This is a genomic window from Streptomyces sp. NPDC055078 (assembly GCF_053607985.1).
The window spans coordinates 1-15,777 of the sequence record NZ_JBSGUP010000128.1 but is presented as its reverse complement, the minus strand read 5'-3'; the positions used below and the strand labels follow the sequence as shown (position 1 = coordinate 15,777).

Sequence of the window (15,777 nt, the reverse complement as noted above, 5' to 3'; positions counted from 1 at the left end):
CTGACCTGCGGAAACACGGCACCGCGATGAAATGGTCGGTGGCGCCCCCGGCAGGACTCGAACCTGCGGCCAAGCGCTTAGAAGGCGCCTGCTCTATCCACTGAGCTACGGGGGCCGGATGGTGGCCGCGGCAACCGGAGCCCGCCGGTCCGTGACCTTGCCGGGGACAAGGATAGGGCTCCCAGCGCCTTGACCCCGTTGCTTCGCCTGCGTGGCACGATGTGGAGGTTCGGTGAAGCGAACCGATAATCGCAGGCAGGTGCGATTCCTGCATCGCTTTTCGCGCCCCGAGTCCCGGGTGTTGTGCACTCGTTATGCCTGCGCCCCACTCATCCCGTGTGTCCCATGTGTCCGATCGGCGCGCAGGGGTGGCCATACGCTTCAAAAAGGCGCCAAAGTTAGGCATTCTTCGCATGTGGTGACCTTGGATGCACGGCCTCAGCTGATCGACGCACTAACCGCCCTGCGCGACCGTGTCGCCGCCGTGCGTCTCCCTCTGCCGCTGCCCGGCGCTCCGCGCGCCCGGCAGACGCGCGTCGAGCTGCTCGCTCAGCTCGACGACTATCTGGTGCCCCGGCTCAAGGCCCCGGCCGCCCCGCTGCTCGCGGTCGTGGGCGGGTCGACCGGGGCCGGGAAGTCGACGCTGGTCAATTCGCTGGTGGGGCGGCGGGTCAGTGAGGCGGGGGTGCTGCGGCCCACCACCCGGACGCCCGTGCTCGTATGCCACCCCGACGATCACCACTGGTTCTCGGGGATGCGGGTGCTGCCGCAGCTCACCCGCGTATGGCTGCCGCAGCAGGAGGAGTCCGACGGTGAGCGGGGCGAGGGATACGACGAGGACGCGGCGGACGCTGAGGGCGCCGGCGGGGGCGCGGGGTGTCTGCGGATCGAGAAGGCGTCGACGCTGCCCCGGGGGCTGGCGCTGCTCGACGCCCCCGACATCGACTCGCTCGTGGTGGAGAACCGGCTGCTCGCCGCCGAGCTGATCTGCGCCGCCGACGTCTGGGTGATGGTGACGACCGCGTCCCGGTACGCCGATGCCGTGCCGTGGCATCTGCTGCGTACCGCCAAGGAGTACGACGCGACGCTGGTCACCGTGCTGGACCGGGTGCCCCATCAGGTGATCGCGGAGGTGTCCCGGCAGTACGCGGCCCTGCTGACCAAGGCCGGACTCGGCGAGGTGCCCCGGTTCACCATCCCCGAGCTGCCCGAGTCCGCGGGCGGCGGCAGCGGGCTGCTGCCCACCACCGCCGTGGCACCGCTGTTCACCTGGCTCGCCCACCGGGTGCAGGACCCGGCCGCCCGGCAGCAGTCCCTGGGGCGGACCGCGACCGGGGTGATCGACTCGCTCAGCGCGCGGATGCCGGAGCTGGCCGCGGCCGTGGCCGGGCAGTACGCCGCGGCCGTACGGCTCATGGGGGTCGTCGAGGACGCGTACGACCAGGAGCGCGAACGGGTGAACCGGCAGCTCAAGGCGGGTGCGGTGCTCGCCGGGGACGCGCGGACGCGATGGCGGGGATTTCCGCGCGACAGTTCGGCGGGTGAGCTGCTGGACTCCCTGGTCGGCAGCCTGGGCGCGCTGGTGCAGTGCGCTGTCGCCGCCGCCGACGAACACGTTCAGGAGGCATGGCGCCGGGAGCCGGGCGCCGGGGCCGTCGTCCACCGCGGCCGGCTGGATCTGGAGGCGGCCGAACGGATCGGGATGGCCGTACGCCGCTGGCGGCGGGAGCTGGAGGAGCTGGCCGAGGACGAGGTGCGGCGGCTGGAGCTGACCGCCGCGCCCGACCCCGAGAACGTCGCCGCGCTCGTCGCCGCGGCCCTCCTCGGCGGGCGCCGCACCCGGGGCGCGGGCGAGCAGCTCGCCGAGCGGATCGGGGCGCAGGGCGCGCTGCGGCTGCGCGACAAGGGCGGCGAGCTGATGACCACGTACATCGACTCCGTACTGAACGGCGAACGCGACAGTCGGCTCGCGCCGCTCGACGCCCTCGAAGTGTCCCCGGAACCGCAGGCGGAGCTGATCGCCGCACTGTCCGTACTGCAGAAGGTGAGGTGACGGCGATGACCGCCATCACGGGCGACGAGCGGGGCTCGGCGGATCGGACGTCCGAGGCGAACGGCCCCGGGGCGAACGGTTCCGGGGCGAACGGCCCCGAGGCGAACGGTTCCGGGGCGCAGGCCCTCGGGACGAACAGCCCCGGGACAAGCGACGCCGGGACGAACGGCGCCGGGACGAACGGCCCTGAGGGGCGCCGGGGCGAGGCGCACCGGTCGCCGGAGGCCCTCAGGGATGAGACTCATGCGAACGAGGACGGCCGGAAGGGGGCCGGGGAGCGTGCCGCCAGAGGCTCCGGCGACTCCAGCCACTCCGGAGATTCCGGAGATTCCGGCGACTCGGGCGACCGTGGCCGCCGCTGGGACGACGGGCTCATCGCCCGCCGCGCGGGCGGCCGGGACCCCCGGGAGCAGACGCCGGAGGACGAGCCGGCGGAGGATGAGCCGACGGACGGTGAGTCGGCGGAGGAGCACCTGCCCATCGGCGGCACGTACGGCGGATCGCTGCGGACACGCCTGGACGCCCTGAGCGAACTCGTCGGCCTGTCCCGCACCCGGGTGGACGCCGGAACCCTCGCACCGGCCGGGCGGGTCCTGGACGAGGCCGCCGCCCGGCAGCGGCTGTCCACCCGGCACACCGTCGTCGCCATCGCGGGCGCGACCGGAAGCGGCAAGTCCACGCTCTTCAACACCCTCGCCCAGGTCCCGCTCTCCGAGACCGGACTGCGCAGGCCCACCACCGCCGCGCCGATCGCGTGCAGCTGGTCGGAGGGGGCCGCCGGACTGCTCGACCGGCTCGCGATTCCCCCACGGCTGCGGCGCAGACCGCTCGCGGGCGGTGCCGAGGAGCTGTCCGGGCTGGTCCTCGTCGATCTGCCCGACCATGACTCCGCGCTGGTCAGACACCGGGAACAGGTCGACCGGGTGCTGGCGCTGGTGGACGCGGTGATCTGGGTGGTCGACCCGGAGAAGTACGCGGACGCCGCCCTGCACGAAAGGTATCTGCGGCCACTCGCGGGCCATGCGGAGGTCACCTTCGTCGTGCTGAACCAGGTCGACCGGCTCCCCGGCGAGGCCGCCGACCTGGTGCTGGACGATCTGCGCCGTCTCCTGGACGACGACGGCATGGCGCTCGGCGAGCACGGCGAACCGGGCGCCACCGTCCTCGCCCTGTCGGCGCTCACCGGCGAGGGCGTCGATGAGCTGCGTGAACTGCTCGGTACGTTCGTCCAGGAGCGCACCGCCGCCGCGCGCCGCCTGGCCGCCGACGTGGACGTGGCCGCCGCGACGCTGCGTACGGCGTACGTCGCCGAGGGCCGGACCGGTCTCGACGAGCGGGCGCGCGAGGACTTCGCGGCGCGGCTGGCGGAGGCGGTCGGCGCCAAGGCGGCGGGGGAGGCGGCCGAGCGCGAGTGGCGCCGACACGCCGGGCGGGCGTGCGGTACGCCCTGGCTGCGGCTGTGGCGCTGGTACGAGCGCACCCGTACGCCCGGGGGCGGGGTGCCCCTGGCCACCGTGCCGGTGGAGGAGGAGGTGACCGCGAGACAGCGCGTCGAACAGGCGGTGCGCACGGTCGCGGACGAGGCCGCGGCCCAGTTGCCCGCCCCCTTCGCCCAGGCCGTCCGCGAGGCGGCGGTGCGCGGTGCCGAGGGGCTGCCGGAGGCGTTGGACGAACTCGCCCTGAGGGAGGCGGCGGCCACCGGAAAACGGCCCCTGCGGCCCGCTTGGTGGCCCGCCGCGGTGCTGGCACAGGCGTCGATGACGCTCCTTCAGATCTACGGCGGGCTCTGGCTGGTGGGCCAGATCATCGGGGTCCTGGAGCCGGGGCTCGTCGTTCCGGCGCTGCTGATGGTGGCGGGGATCGTCGGCGGCCCGCTGGTCGAGTGGGCGTGCACGGCCGCCGTCCGGGGGCCGGCCAGACGGTACGGGCAGGATGCCCAGCGGCGGTTGCTGGAGGCCGCGGCGGGGTGCGGACGGGCCCGGGTGCTCGATCCGATCGCGGGCGAGCTGATGCGGTACCGGGAGGTGCGGGAACAGTACGCGACGGTCGCGCGCGGGGCGGGTGGCGGGAGCGGTGCCGGGGGTGGCGGTCTGCCGGGTGGTGCTCTCGGTGGTGCCCTCGGCAGTGGTGGTGCTCTCGGGGGTGGTGGGCGGGGCGGTCTGCCGGGCGGCGGCGCGGTCGGCACTGGTGTGAGGGGCGGCACGGGGGGTGGTGCGCCGGGCCGCTCGGGGGGCGGTTTCGCGACCGGTGCCGGTGCAGGTGCCGGTGCCAGGGTCCCGGGGTCCCGGGGTGACGGGGTGACGGGGTGACGGAGTTGTCCACAGTGGCGTGGTGATCCACAGGCGCCAGCGGGGATTTCCCGTCCGGTCCAGCATGGAGATCGGACCGGCGCAGGACCGGTCCACCGGCGGACGGGGAGGTGGTCGTCATGCACGACACCATGGTGACGGTGGTGGGCAATGCCGCCACGAATGTGGAGTTCCGGGAAACGGCGTCCGGGGGAATGGCGCGATTTCGTATCGCGGTGACGCCGAGGCGCTGGGACCGGCAGCGCGAGGGCTGGACCGATGGACACACGAGTTTCTACACGGTCGTCGCGTGGCGGACTCTCGCGACCAATCTGGCCGGTTCCATCGCCGTCGGTGAACCGCTTCTCGTCCACGGCCGGCTGCGGGTCCGGGAGGAGGAGCGCGACGGGCCCCGGGAAGGGCGGCGCGACGCCCGGGACGGCGGCGGTGGGCAGCGCAGGACGTTCGTCGACATCGAGGCCGTGGCGGTGGGACACGATCTGACGCGGGGGACCTCGGCGTTCCGCCGGCCGGTGAGGACCGTGCCGGCACCGGGCCCGAAGGCGACGGAGGAGCCGGGCGGCAGCGGGGGCGCGGGAGAACGGACTCCGGGTGGTGCGGAGCCGCAGGTCCGGGCAGCCATGTGACCTGGGCAACAGCCCTTGACTGCGGCGATGTTGTGGAGATTTGTCGATTCAGAAACAGGGAATGGGGGTTTCCCGGCGAACAGGGATAACGATTCTGATTCGGAATGGTTGCCTGACGGCATGACAGGGGACTGAGCGGCACCGCCTCCATAGGATTCCCCGGTACTCACGGGGCACTTGAGTCTGTTGGCGAGGCACACCCCCCACGCGTCCGGCACATGAACACGCATCGCACGTGAACCCATGGCAACGCGAGCAGATGCTTCGCCCGGAGGGGAATTCTGTGTTGGGCACGTTCTCTGTGTCGGCTGTACGGAGGCGGGGCGCCGCTCGGCGCCTTGCCGCCGCCGTCCTGATGTCGGGTCTCGTCGCGACGGGGTCGCTCGCCGGCGCGGGTGCGGCAGCCGCCGCCGACGACGGCGCCCGGCTCCAGGGGGGAGCTGTCGCCACGCTCGACGGGCTGAAGACCTTCGACCGGGCGGTGCTGCGGGTCAACGGCAAGAGCGGCCCCATCCCCGCGGGCCTCTTCGAGATGACCGTCGAGGGCGGCGGCCGGCTGAAGACCTACTGCGTCGACCTCCACAATCCGACCCAGGACCAGGCGAAATATCTGGAGACCCCCTGGGGCCAGACCTCACTCGGCGCCAACAGGGACGCGGGCAGCATCCGCTGGATCCTCCAGAACTCCTACCCCCAGGTCGACGATCTGGCGGCGCTGGCGGCGAAGGCGCGCTCCGGACCGCTCACCCAGAAGACGGCCGCGGCCGGCACCCAGGTCGCCATCTGGCGCTACTCCGACAACGCGCAGGTCGACGCGCTCGACCCGGCCGCCGAGAAGCTCGCGGACTGGCTGGAGAGGAAGGCCCGGGGCGTCAAGAGCCCCGCCGAGCCGAGAGCCTCGCTCAGCCTGGAGCCCGGTGCGGTCTCCGGGAAGCCGGGCAGCCGTCTCGGCCCGGTGACCGTACGCACGGACGCGGACCGGGTCACCATCAGCCCGCCCGCGGACGCCGCCGCCAGCGGGGTCACCGTCACCGACGCCGCCGGGAAGCCGGTCACCGCCGCAGTCGACGGCACGAAGGTCTACTTCGACATCGCGAAGGACGCCCGGGACGGCTCGGCGAGCCTGACCGCGCAGACCACCACCTCCGTGCCGGTGGGCCGCGTGTTCGCCGCCACGGCCAGAAGCCAGGCACAGATCCTCGCGGGCTCCAGCCAGTCCACGGTCTCCGCCGCGGCGACGGCGACCTGGGCGGCGGCGGGCGCCATACCGGCCGTCTCCGCCAGGAAGAACTGCGCCGACGGCGGCATCGACATCACCGCGGGCAACCAGGGCGACGCCCCCTTCACCTTCGAGCTGGCGGGCATCCGGCACACGATCCCGGCGGGTGCGTCCAGGACGGTGACGGTCCCGGTCGGCGAGGACCAGCCGTACGACTTCACCATCACCGGGCCCGGCGGCTTCCAGAAGACCTTCACGGGCGTCCTGGACTGCCGGACCACCGGCACCGCCGCTCCGGCGCCCGCGACCGACCCGCCGTCCTCGCAGCTCGCCCCGGCATCGGTCGGCGGCGCGTCGTCCGGCCTGGAGGGCGACCTCGCCGCGACCGGCGGCTCCAGCGCCACCCCGCTCATCGCGGGCATCGCGATCGTCCTGCTTCTGGTCGGCGGCGGCGTGGTCGTCTTCGTCCGCAGGAAGAGCGCCGCCCCGGAGGAGTGACCGCCCGGTGGCACACAGTGCCCCCGCCCGGCCGTTCCGCCGCGAGGATCTGCCGGGGACCCGGTCGCCCGGCAGCGAGCCCTCCCGGCGGTTCCCGGAGCACGCACCCCCATCAACCGGTTTCCGTCCAGGTGCGGCCGTACGGCAAGATGGGGTGTACCTCTGCCCACCCACTTCTTGCCGGACGGTTTCTCTTGGCTGAGTACATCTACACGATGCGCAAGACGCGCAAGGCGCACGGCGACAAGGTCATCCTCGATGACGTGACGCTGAGCTTCCTGCCCGGCGCGAAGATCGGTGTGGTCGGCCCGAACGGCGCCGGTAAGTCCACCGTGCTGAAGATCATGGCCGGTCTGGAGCAGCCGTCCAACGGTGACGCGTTCCTGTCGCCCGGATACACCGTCGGCATCCTGCTCCAGGAGCCGCCGCTGGACGAGTCCAAGACCGTGCTGGAGAACGTCGAGGACGGCGTCGCCGCGATCAAGGGCAAGCTCAACCGGTTCAACGAGATCGCCGAACAGATGGCGACCGAGTACACCGACGAGCTGATGGAGGAGATGGGCAAGCTCCAGGAGGACCTGGACCACGCGGGCGCCTGGGATCTCGACGCCCAGTTGGAGCAGGCGATGGACGCGCTCGGCTGCCCGCCCGGCGACTGGCCCGTCACCAATCTGTCCGGCGGTGAGAAGCGCCGCGTCGCCCTGTGCAAGCTGCTGCTCGAAGCGCCCGATCTGCTGCTCCTGGACGAGCCCACCAACCACCTGGACGCCGAGTCCGTGCAGTGGCTGGAGTCGCATCTCGCCAAGTACGCCGGCACCGTCGTCGCCATCACCCACGACCGGTACTTCCTCGACAACGTCGCGGGCTGGATCCTTGAACTCGACCGTGGCCGCGCGATCGGCTACGAGGGCAACTACTCCACCTATCTGGAGAGCAAGCAGGCCCGGCTCAAGGTCGAGGGCCAGAAGGATGCCAAGCGCGCCAAGCGGCTCAGGGAAGAGCTGGAGTGGGTCCGCTCCAACGCCAAGGGACGGCAGGCCAAGTCCAAGGCCCGGCTCGCCCGGTACGAGGAGATGGCCGCCGAGGCCGACAAGATGCGGAAGCTGGACTTCGAGGAGATCCAGATCCCGCCGGGCCCCCGGCTGGGCAGCGTCGTCGTCGAGGTGGAGAACCTCTCCAAGGGCTTCGGCGACAAGCTCCTCATCGACGACCTCAGCTTCACCCTGCCCCGCAACGGCATCGTCGGCATCATCGGCCCGAACGGCGCGGGCAAGACCACGCTGTTCAAGATGATCCAGGGCCTGGAGGACCCGGACTCCGGAGTCATCAAGGTCGGCGAGACCGTCAAGATCTCCTACGTGGACCAGAGCCGCGCCAATATCGACCCCAAGAAGTCGCTGTGGGCCGTCGTCTCCGACGAACTGGACTACATCAACGTCGGCCATGTCGAGATGCCGTCCCGCGCCTATGTCTCCGCCTTCGGTTTCAAGGGCCCGGACCAGCAGAAGCCCGCCGGGGTGCTCTCCGGCGGTGAGCGCAACCGGCTGAACCTCGCGCTCACCCTCAAGCAGGGCGGAAACCTGCTCCTCCTGGACGAGCCCACCAACGACCTCGACGTCGAGACGCTCTCCTCCCTGGAGAACGCCCTCCTCGAATTCCCCGGCGCCGCGGTGGTCGTCTCCCACGACCGCTGGTTCCTGGACCGGGTCGCGACCCACATCCTCGCCTACGAGGGCGACTCCAAGTGGTTCTGGTTCGAGGGCAACTTCGACTCGTACGAGAAGAACAAGGTCGAGCGCCTCGGCCCGGACGCGGCCCGCCCGCACCGTGCCACGTACAAGAAACTCACGCGAGGCTGAGGACCACCCATGGCTCGGCACATCTACCGCTGTCCCCTCCGCTGGTCGGACATGGACGCCTTCGGGCATGTCAACAACGTCGTCTTCCTGCGGTATCTGGAAGAGGCGCGCATCGACTTCATGTTCCGGCTCCAGCCCGGGGACGGCTCCCCGTCGTTCTCCGGGGGGTCGGTGGTGGCGCGGCACGAGATCGACTATGTGCGACCGCTCGTCCACCGGCACGAGCCGGTGGTCGTCGAGTCATGGGTGACCAGGATCAACGCCGCGTCGCTCACCATCGCGTACGAGGTCAAGGACACGGAGGGAGCTTCTCAGGTGTATGTGCGGGCCTCGACCGTCGTCGTCCCGTACGACCTCGGGGCCGGGCGTCCGCGCCGGATCAGCGCCGAGGAGAAGTCCTACCTCCAGAAATATCTGCCCCCGCTGGAAGAGGACGCTCTCGTAGCATGAGCGTTCCCGTGCAGAGCCTGCGCTTCGCCGACGCGAGGGAGGCGGAGGATCTCACCGCCTTTCTCGCCAGGCTGATCCACTACGACCGCGCCGCCGCCGTCAGGATCCAGGCGGGCGGTCCGGACGGGCCCCAGCCGAGCCTCGCCGTCTTCGGCCGCCCGCCCTCCTTCGAGGTGCTCGCGATCCGTACGGCACGGCTCGGGGAGCCCGTACTCCTGGATGCCACCGTCTCGGCGGGTGAGCTGCTGGAGGGCATCGGCGGTGCGACGTTCACCGTGCCCGCCGCCATCACCGGGCCGCCGTGGACCGGGGTGCTGCCGCCGCGCGGCGGCTGGCGGGAAGTGCCCGGACTGCCCGACTTCACCGCGATGCGCGACACCGTCACTGTTGCCGTCGCCGAATTCCGCAGCCGCGACGAGGAGTTGCCCGAGGAGCGCCGCACCCGTGCCGAGCGGGACCGGATCGGGCGCGAGATCTGGTCCCGCACCGTCGCCGACACCCGGCTGCCGCTGCGCGCGCTGCACGCCGCGCACTCCCTCGGCTTTCTGCGCCCGGGAGCCCCGGTGGCGCTGCTGGCCAGCGGCTCGTGGCTCCGGCTGCGTACGCCCTTCGGGTCGATCGCCCTACGGGCCGGCGGTCTGGGCGCCCTGAGCGTCATCCCCACCTGAACCGGCTGACGTCTGAACCGGCTGACGTCTGAACCGGCGGACCCACCGGAGCCGGCCCGACCGGCCCGCGTCGGCCGACCGGCCGTCGGAGCCGCTGGAACAACGCCTCGGGCCCGAACCTGGTCCGCCCGGCTCCCGTCCCCTAGTCCCCAGTGTTGATCATCGACGCGGCGGCATAAGTGAGATAGCTCCACAGCTGCTCTTCGTGCTCCGGCGCCAGCTCCAGCTCATCGACGGCGTCGCGCATATGCCTCAGCCAGGCGTCGTGCGCCTCCCGGTCCACCTTGAAGGGCATGTGCCGCATCCGCAGCCGCGGGTGCCCGCGCTGATCGCTGTAGGTGCGGGGGCCGCCCCAGTACTGGATCAGGAACAGGGTGAACCGCTCCTCGGCCGGACCGAGATCCTCCTCCGGGTACATCGCCCGCAGCAGCGGGTCCTCGGCGACGCCCTGGTAGAAGCGGTGGACCAGGCGGCGGAAGGTGTCCTCGCCGCCGACCTGCTCGTAGAAGGTCTGCTCCTGAAGGGCGCCGCGCGGAATCTCGTTCACGTGGATAAGCCTCGCAATGCGTCTGTGGTCAGCCACGGGGAGTGTCTGCCGGGGCCGGGGGCCCTCCCCGGCGATCGCGGCACTGTTCCATGGTCTCAGACGCACCGGACGAGGACTCGGGGCCTAGGACCCTGACCCTGACCCTGACCCTGACCCTGCCCCACGCCCCGGCCCGCGCCCCGGCCCGCGCCCCGGCTCGCGGCCACCCGCCCGCCGCCGGACCGCACCGGCCCGGGGTGCTCGCGTCCGGGGCGGTGGCGCAGGACAGTGGAGGTATGGGTACGCACCTGGAACGGTATGCCGAGCCCGCGGACGATGCGCGACGGTCGCTGGTGCGCGTGATAGCGGCCGACGGAGCCCTGACCGACCCCGCCTGGCGGGCCGCGTTCGAGGAGGTGCCCCGGCATCTGTTCGTGCCGTACTACTACGTGAACCGGGTGGGGGTGTACGAGCGGCTGTGGTGCGAGGACCCCGACCCCGCCCGCCGGGAGCGCTGGCTCCGCGGCGCGTACTACGACGGGCCGCTCGCCACCCGCGTCCGGGACGGCGAACTGATCTCCTCCAGCAGCCAGCCCTCCCTGATGGCCCGGATGCTCGACGCGCTGGAAGTGCGGTACGGGGACACCGTCCTGGAGATCGGCGCGGGCACCGGATACAACGCGGCGCTGCTCTCCCACCGGCTCGGCGACCAGCAGGTGACCACCATCGACGTGGACACGGAGATCACGGAGTCGGCGCGCGCGCATCTGGCCGCCGCGGGCTACCACCCCACGGTGGTCACGGGCGACGGGGCGCGCGGCTGCCCCGAGCGCGCCCCCTTCGACCGGATCATCGCCACCTGCACCGTGCCGTCGATCCCGTACGACTGGCTGCCGCAGTGCCGGCCCGACGCGCATATCCTGGCCCCGCTCTCCACCGGACTGATCTCGCTGCGGGTACGCGACGACAGCCACGGGCGTTTCGCGGAGGGGCGCTTTCTGCGGACGTCGGCGTTCTTCGTGCCGCTGCGGGGCGGTGGTGCCGCAGCGGAGCGGCCGATCGGCCGGATGCCCCGGCGCCTGATCGAGAACGACCTCTTCCGCTTCCTGCTGACGCTCACGGCGGGCAGTCTCGATCCGCGTGAGGCCCTCTCGCTGTGGGAGCGCGAGCGGCGCCCGCGACGTGACCGGTTCGGGGTCACCGTCAGCGGGCGCCGTCAGTGGGCGTGGCTGGACGATCCGGCGGGGCCGTATGTCTGGCCGCTGGGGAGTGAGCGGGACAGCCCTTAGGGCGTGTTCCGGCCTCAGGGCGTGTTCCGAAGGCAGCGTCGCCCGCCGGGCCGTGGCGGGTCTCAGCCGTGGCGGATCGTGATCGTCGTCCAGGCTCCGACATGCACCCGGTCGCCGTCGTTCAGCGGGACGGGGACGTAGGGCTGGATCGGCTCCTCCGCGCCGTTGATCGTGGTGCCGTTGGTGGAGTTCTGGTCGACCACCGCCCAGGAGCCGTCCGGCTGCTGCACCAGCATCGCGTGCTGGTGCGAGACCCCAGGGTCCTCCGGCGGCACGGACAGATCGATGTGCGGGGCCTCGCCGGTGGACTGACGGCGGCGGCCGATGGTGATCTGGGTGCCGGTCAGCGGGAGATGCTGCTCGGGGGAGTACGCGGGCAGATTGAGCCCCGTGGCGTCGGGGCCGCTGCGCTGCATCATCGCCAGGAAGTACTCACGGTCGGGTCCGACCACGGCCGTCCACCCTCCGGCGGGCCGGTACGGCGGCGCCGACTGCTGCCGGCCGGGATCGGGCCGCAGGTTCTGCTGTCCGTACGGCGGCGGCGCGGGCGGGGACTGCTGCTGGTAGGGCGGCGGCCCGCCCTGCTGGTGACCGGGCCCAGGGCCCTGCGGATGCGGGGGCGCGGTCTGCGAACCCGACGGCGGGGACAGCATCCAGTCGTCCGCGCCTTCCATGTGCCGCTGCTGCTCCGGCGGCTGCTGCCGCGGCGGCGCGGGAGGGGCGGACTGCTGCTGGAAGACCGGGGGGCCGCCCTGCTGATGCTGTCCGGGCTGGTGCTGACCGGGCTGATGCTGTCCGGGGCCCTGCGGGAACGAGGACTGCTGCCCCTGCGCGCCGAACGGCGACTGCTGTCCCGGCTGCCCGGACCGCCCGGACTGGTCGTGCAGCGGCTCGGCGGGCCGGTTCAGCTGCGAGGGGCGCGAGCCCTGGTAGTCGTACGGATCGTGCTGCGGGCCGCCGCCGTGCCGCGGGTCACCGGGATGCGGCGCGGGCGACTGCGGCGGTGGTGGCGGCTGCGCCCGGGGCGGCTCATGGGTGAAGCCGGACGGGAGGTTCAGCCCTCCCGGCCCCGGGGCCGGCGCCAGCGGGGTGTAGGAGGTGGCGGTGTGCGTCAGGAAGTTGTACCGGCACTCCTCGCAGTACGGGGCCATCGCCTCGCGCGGGGTGCGGCACTGCGGGCACAGCTCGGCCTGGGCGGTGGCGTTCGGGTCGCCGGGACCCGGGTAGCCGTACGCGGGCGGGGGAGGGGGCGGCGGCGGAGGAGCGGCCCGGCCGGCGCCGGGGTCGGCCATGCGGTGGCCACAGACCTCGCACCAGTCGTCGGATCCCGACTGGTGTCCGTTCGGGCAGGTCGGCATGTCGGCGCTTCCCCCTCTCCTCGTCCGGCCCGAGGGCCGTCAGTTGCTGTGCGTCGGTGCGTGCCTGGCCGGGCAGCGGGCCCGCGAGCTGCTACTTCTTGACGCGCACCGTCTTGGTGGAACGCGTTTCGAGCGTCATCTCGTCGGCCTCCGCGACCTTCGCTTTCAGTCGCACAGTACCTGTCGCCGCATCGACCACGTCCACCACCTTCGAAAGGAGTTTCGCGGTATCGGCGTTTCCTGAGGACTGCGCGAGCTGCACCGCACGGCCCAGTTTGGCCGTAGCGCCGTCGAAATCTCCGGACTTGCGGGCATCCAGACCTTGTTGGATGACTTGTGCCAGTTCGGCCTGGCCCGTGTAGTGCGCGACCTGAGGGTTGATCGAGGTGGACGCGGCCATGTCGTCCGTCCACACCGCCCGGATCAGACCCTGTGACAGCACCTCCGGAGAGCCGCCGTCGGGCGCCGGGACGATCAGCGAGGCGCGGGCCGCCAGCATCTCCCGGCCGACGCCCGCCTCCGGCACCTGGACACAGACGTGGTAGTCGCGGGACTCGTCGCCCCAGGACCCGGTCGGATAGTCCCCGGCCCGGGGTCCCGCCTCCGTCCGGCGGCCGGTCAGCTCCTCGACGGTGGGGGCCACCTGCTTGACGAACTTGATCTCCACACCGACGGGGGTCCACAGCCGCAGCGCGACATCCGCGACCTCCTTGCCCATCGCGTTCTCCATCATGCCGGTGAAGTCGGCGGCGAGCTGGGCCGGATCGGCGACGATGTCGGCACTGCCGAGCAGCGCGGAGGCGATCTGGGTGACCTCCTTGACCTCCCAGTCCGTGCCCACCCCGCGCGCGTCGCAGGTGAACCTGCCCGCCACGGCGGTGAGCGCCGTCCGTAGATCCTCCGGCGACTCGTGCTCATTGCGCCCGTCGGTCAGCAGGATGCCGTGGCGGATGTCACTGACGGAACCGGCCAGCAGCCGGTCGGCGAGCAGCACCCAGGTGCCGATGGCGGTGCCGCCGCCCGCGCTGAGCCGCCGCAGGGATTCCTTGGCCTGGGCCCGGGTGGCCGGATCGGCGATCGCGAGCCGGCCGGCGCCGGGGTAGACCTCCTTGGCCAGATGCGTGCCGGCGACCACGGCGAACTCCACGCCGTCGCGCAGGGTGTCGCTGGCGGCGGCCGTGGCATCACGGGCATTGCGCATCTTCGTCGCCGGGTAGTCCATCGAGCCCGAACAGTCGACCATGATCACCACGGCCGCGCCGGGCGGCTGCGCCGGTATGGACGAGGGGCCGGCCGAGGCGCCCGTGAGCGGAACCCCGCGACTCGTGCCGCCACCGGTCGCGGTGACGGTCACGATCGCGCTCACCTCACGGCCGCCCTCCGGGAGGTATTCGTTCTGGTACACCTCGACGGAGAACCGCGGCACCGGGGACTTGGAGAAATTGGCCATCTGAGTGTGCTCCTTGAATCTCCACTCGGGAGAGGTGAACAGCATCGGGAGAACTGGATCGACAGGGGCTCACGCCCGGTGGTGGACGCCGTGGTCCGGTCCCGCGCCATGGGGTCCCGGGCCGTGCGGCTCCGTACCGCCCGGTCCCGCGCCAAGGGGTCCCGCGCCATGGGATCCCGGGCCGCGCGGCTCCACCGCGAAGGGCAGGACGGCCACCGTGACGTTGTCGTGGCCGCCGCCGTCGAGGGCGTGGCCGACCAGCACCTGGGCGCTGTGCAGCGGCCGTTCGGCGGCGTCGCCGGGGGTGACACCGGCCAGGTCCTCGGCGGCCTCCGCGTAGTTCCACAGGCCGTCCGTGCAGACCAGGACCACTCCGGGGCGGTCCGGCTTGAACGCCGCGGTGTGCGGGTCCAGTTCGTACGCGTCCGCCCCCAGCCAGCCCGTGATGGCGTGGGCGCGCTCGTCCGCGTACGCCTCCGCCTCGCTCATCAGACCGGCGGCCACCATCTGCGCCGCCCAGGAGTCGTCCTCGGTGAGACGGGCGGCGGGGCCCCGGCGGTCGTCGGGCACCCAGTAGACACGGCTGTCGCCCACCCAGCCGACGACCAGCAGACCACCGGCGGCGATCGCGCCGACGATCGTGCACGCGGGGGCGTTGAGCTGGTGGTGCGGGTCGCTCTCCAGCGGGTCGCTGCGGGAGGTCTCGCCCGCCAGCGCGTTCACCGCGGCCCCGGCCGCGACGATCGCATCCCGCATCGCCTGCTGGGGGCTGGTGCCGCGCGGCAGCGCCTCCAGAAGCAGCTCATTGGCGGCGCTCGCGGCGGCCTCTGACGCCTCGTCGGGCCGGGTCGCCGATGAGACACCATCGCAGACGATCGCGATGACGGCGGGTGAGCCGTCGGGCAGGGCGGTGGTGGAGACCGCGAACGCGTCCTCGTTGCGGTGGTGGCGCAGCCCCCGGTCACTGACGGCGGCGACGGAACCCAGCTCCCGCTCCATATGGTCCCGCTCGCGGGGCTGGGCATGCCCGCAGTTCTCGCAGTAGCCGTCGGTGTCGACATGGCCGGCGCGGCAGGCCACACACACCTTGTGGGCGGGCGGTGGCGCGGGGTCCACGGCACGCGGATCGGCGGCGGCCGGTGGTGTCCGGACGGGGGGCGGCTCGGCGTCGCCCGCTTTGCGGCCGCCGGGCCCGGCGGCACCCGGCGGGACGTGACCGCCGGTGCCCTCGCCGGGACCGCCGCGGTACGGGGCACCGGTGTCACCAGGAGGTGAGGAGTGGCGGCCGTGCCCCGCGTCCGGGCCGCCCGCCGCGCCGAAGGCAGGCTGAGCGGTGCCGTATCCGCTGCCGGGGCCGGGGCCGGGGCCGGTGGGCGGCGGGGTGCGCCGGGTGCCGGCGGGGGAATAGGGCCGGCTGTGCTCGGCGCCGGGGCCGCTCGGGGCGGTCGCATGGCCCGTCGGCTCGGCGGGGG

General features: G+C 72.5%; 12 protein-coding genes and 1 tRNA gene. 8 read left to right on the top strand and 5 right to left on the bottom strand.

Translation table 11 applies throughout. From position 1 onward, the window contains the following. Window positions 1-39 precede the first annotated feature (39 nt). A tRNA-Arg gene (locus ACWF94_RS14045) sits at window positions 40-115 on the bottom strand. 309 nt (window positions 116-424) lie between these two features. Here ACWF94_RS14045 and ACWF94_RS14040 point away from each other — a divergent pair. From ACWF94_RS14040 to ACWF94_RS14010, 7 genes are all read left to right on the top strand, one after another. Then, window positions 425-2,053, top strand: a complete 1,629-nt coding sequence (locus tag ACWF94_RS14040) for a dynamin family protein (RefSeq protein ID WP_453487596.1) — start codon at window positions 425-427, stop codon at window positions 2,051-2,053. Between the two features lie 5 nt (window positions 2,054-2,058). Continuing rightward, on the top strand, window positions 2,059-4,362 hold the full coding sequence (locus ACWF94_RS14035; RefSeq protein WP_453487595.1) for a GTPase: 2,304 nt from the start codon (window positions 2,059-2,061) through the stop codon (window positions 4,360-4,362). Window positions 4,363-4,481: 119 nt separating this feature from the next. Next, entirely contained in the window at window positions 4,482-4,988 is a 507-nt protein-coding gene (locus tag ACWF94_RS14030; RefSeq protein WP_453487594.1) for a single-stranded DNA-binding protein, read from the top strand. 355 nt (window positions 4,989-5,343) lie between these two features. Continuing rightward, a complete protein-coding gene (locus ACWF94_RS14025) occupies window positions 5,344-6,705 on the top strand; it encodes an LAETG motif-containing sortase-dependent surface protein (protein WP_453487593.1) in 1,362 nt (453 codons plus the stop codon). A gap of 194 nt (window positions 6,706-6,899) precedes the next feature. Next, entirely contained in the window at window positions 6,900-8,564 is a 1,665-nt protein-coding gene (ettA, locus tag ACWF94_RS14020) for an energy-dependent translational throttle protein EttA (RefSeq protein WP_453487592.1), read from the top strand. 9 nt (window positions 8,565-8,573) lie between these two features. Further along, window positions 8,574-9,014: an acyl-CoA thioesterase gene (locus ACWF94_RS14015; protein ID WP_453487591.1), complete on the top strand. Its 441-nt coding sequence runs from the start codon at window positions 8,574-8,576 to the stop codon at window positions 9,012-9,014. After that, window positions 9,011-9,682, top strand: a complete 672-nt coding sequence (locus ACWF94_RS14010; protein ID WP_453487590.1) for a hypothetical protein — start codon at window positions 9,011-9,013, stop codon at window positions 9,680-9,682. The genes ACWF94_RS14015 and ACWF94_RS14010 overlap by 4 nt, the downstream gene beginning before the upstream one ends. A 142-nt stretch (window positions 9,683-9,824) precedes the next feature. Here ACWF94_RS14010 and ACWF94_RS14005 read toward each other — a convergent pair whose 3' ends face one another. After that, window positions 9,825-10,229 (bottom strand): globin, encoded by a 405-nt coding sequence (locus tag ACWF94_RS14005; RefSeq protein WP_453487589.1) that lies wholly within the window; start codon window positions 10,227-10,229, stop codon window positions 9,825-9,827. Between the two features lie 275 nt (window positions 10,230-10,504). Between ACWF94_RS14005 and ACWF94_RS14000 the strand changes: the two genes are divergently transcribed. Then, entirely contained in the window at window positions 10,505-11,497 is a 993-nt protein-coding gene (locus ACWF94_RS14000; protein WP_453487597.1) for a methyltransferase domain-containing protein, read from the top strand. 62 nt (window positions 11,498-11,559) lie between these two features. On the opposite strand, the gene ACWF94_RS13995 is transcribed toward ACWF94_RS14000, so the two are convergent. From ACWF94_RS13995 to ACWF94_RS13985, 3 genes are all read right to left on the bottom strand, one after another. Beyond that, complete coding sequence (locus tag ACWF94_RS13995) at window positions 11,560-12,855, bottom strand: FHA domain-containing protein (RefSeq protein ID WP_453487588.1); 1,296 nt, start codon at window positions 12,853-12,855, stop codon at window positions 11,560-11,562. 91 nt (window positions 12,856-12,946) lie between these two features. Further along, entirely contained in the window at window positions 12,947-14,305 is a 1,359-nt protein-coding gene (locus ACWF94_RS13990) for a vWA domain-containing protein (protein ID WP_453487587.1), read from the bottom strand. Window positions 14,306-14,374: 69 nt separating this feature from the next. Next, window positions 14,375-15,777: PP2C family protein-serine/threonine phosphatase (locus tag ACWF94_RS13985; RefSeq protein ID WP_453487586.1), on the bottom strand; the 1,403-nt coding region annotated here is incomplete at its 5' end.

What these genes read in the sequence shown, in the direction of transcription:
- ACWF94_RS13990 (WP_453487587.1), bottom strand. Translation starts at nt 14,305, where the DNA reads ATGGCCAATTTCTCCAAGTCCCCGGTGCCGCGGTTCTCCGTCGAGGTG.
- ACWF94_RS14035 (WP_453487595.1), top strand. Translation starts at nt 2,059, where the DNA reads ATGACCGCCATCACGGGCGACGAGCGGGGCTCGGCGGATCGGACGTCC.
- ACWF94_RS14015 (WP_453487591.1), top strand. Translation starts at nt 8,574, where the DNA reads ATGGCTCGGCACATCTACCGCTGTCCCCTCCGCTGGTCGGACATGGAC.
- ACWF94_RS14000 (WP_453487597.1), top strand. Translation starts at nt 10,505, where the DNA reads ATGGGTACGCACCTGGAACGGTATGCCGAGCCCGCGGACGATGCGCGA.
- ACWF94_RS14025 (WP_453487593.1), top strand. Translation starts at nt 5,344, where the DNA reads ATGTCGGGTCTCGTCGCGACGGGGTCGCTCGCCGGCGCGGGTGCGGCA.
- ACWF94_RS13995 (WP_453487588.1), bottom strand. Translation starts at nt 12,855, where the DNA reads ATGCCGACCTGCCCGAACGGACACCAGTCGGGATCCGACGACTGGTGC.
- ACWF94_RS14010 (WP_453487590.1), top strand. Translation starts at nt 9,011, where the DNA reads ATGAGCGTTCCCGTGCAGAGCCTGCGCTTCGCCGACGCGAGGGAGGCG.
- ACWF94_RS14030 (WP_453487594.1), top strand. Translation starts at nt 4,482, where the DNA reads ATGCACGACACCATGGTGACGGTGGTGGGCAATGCCGCCACGAATGTG.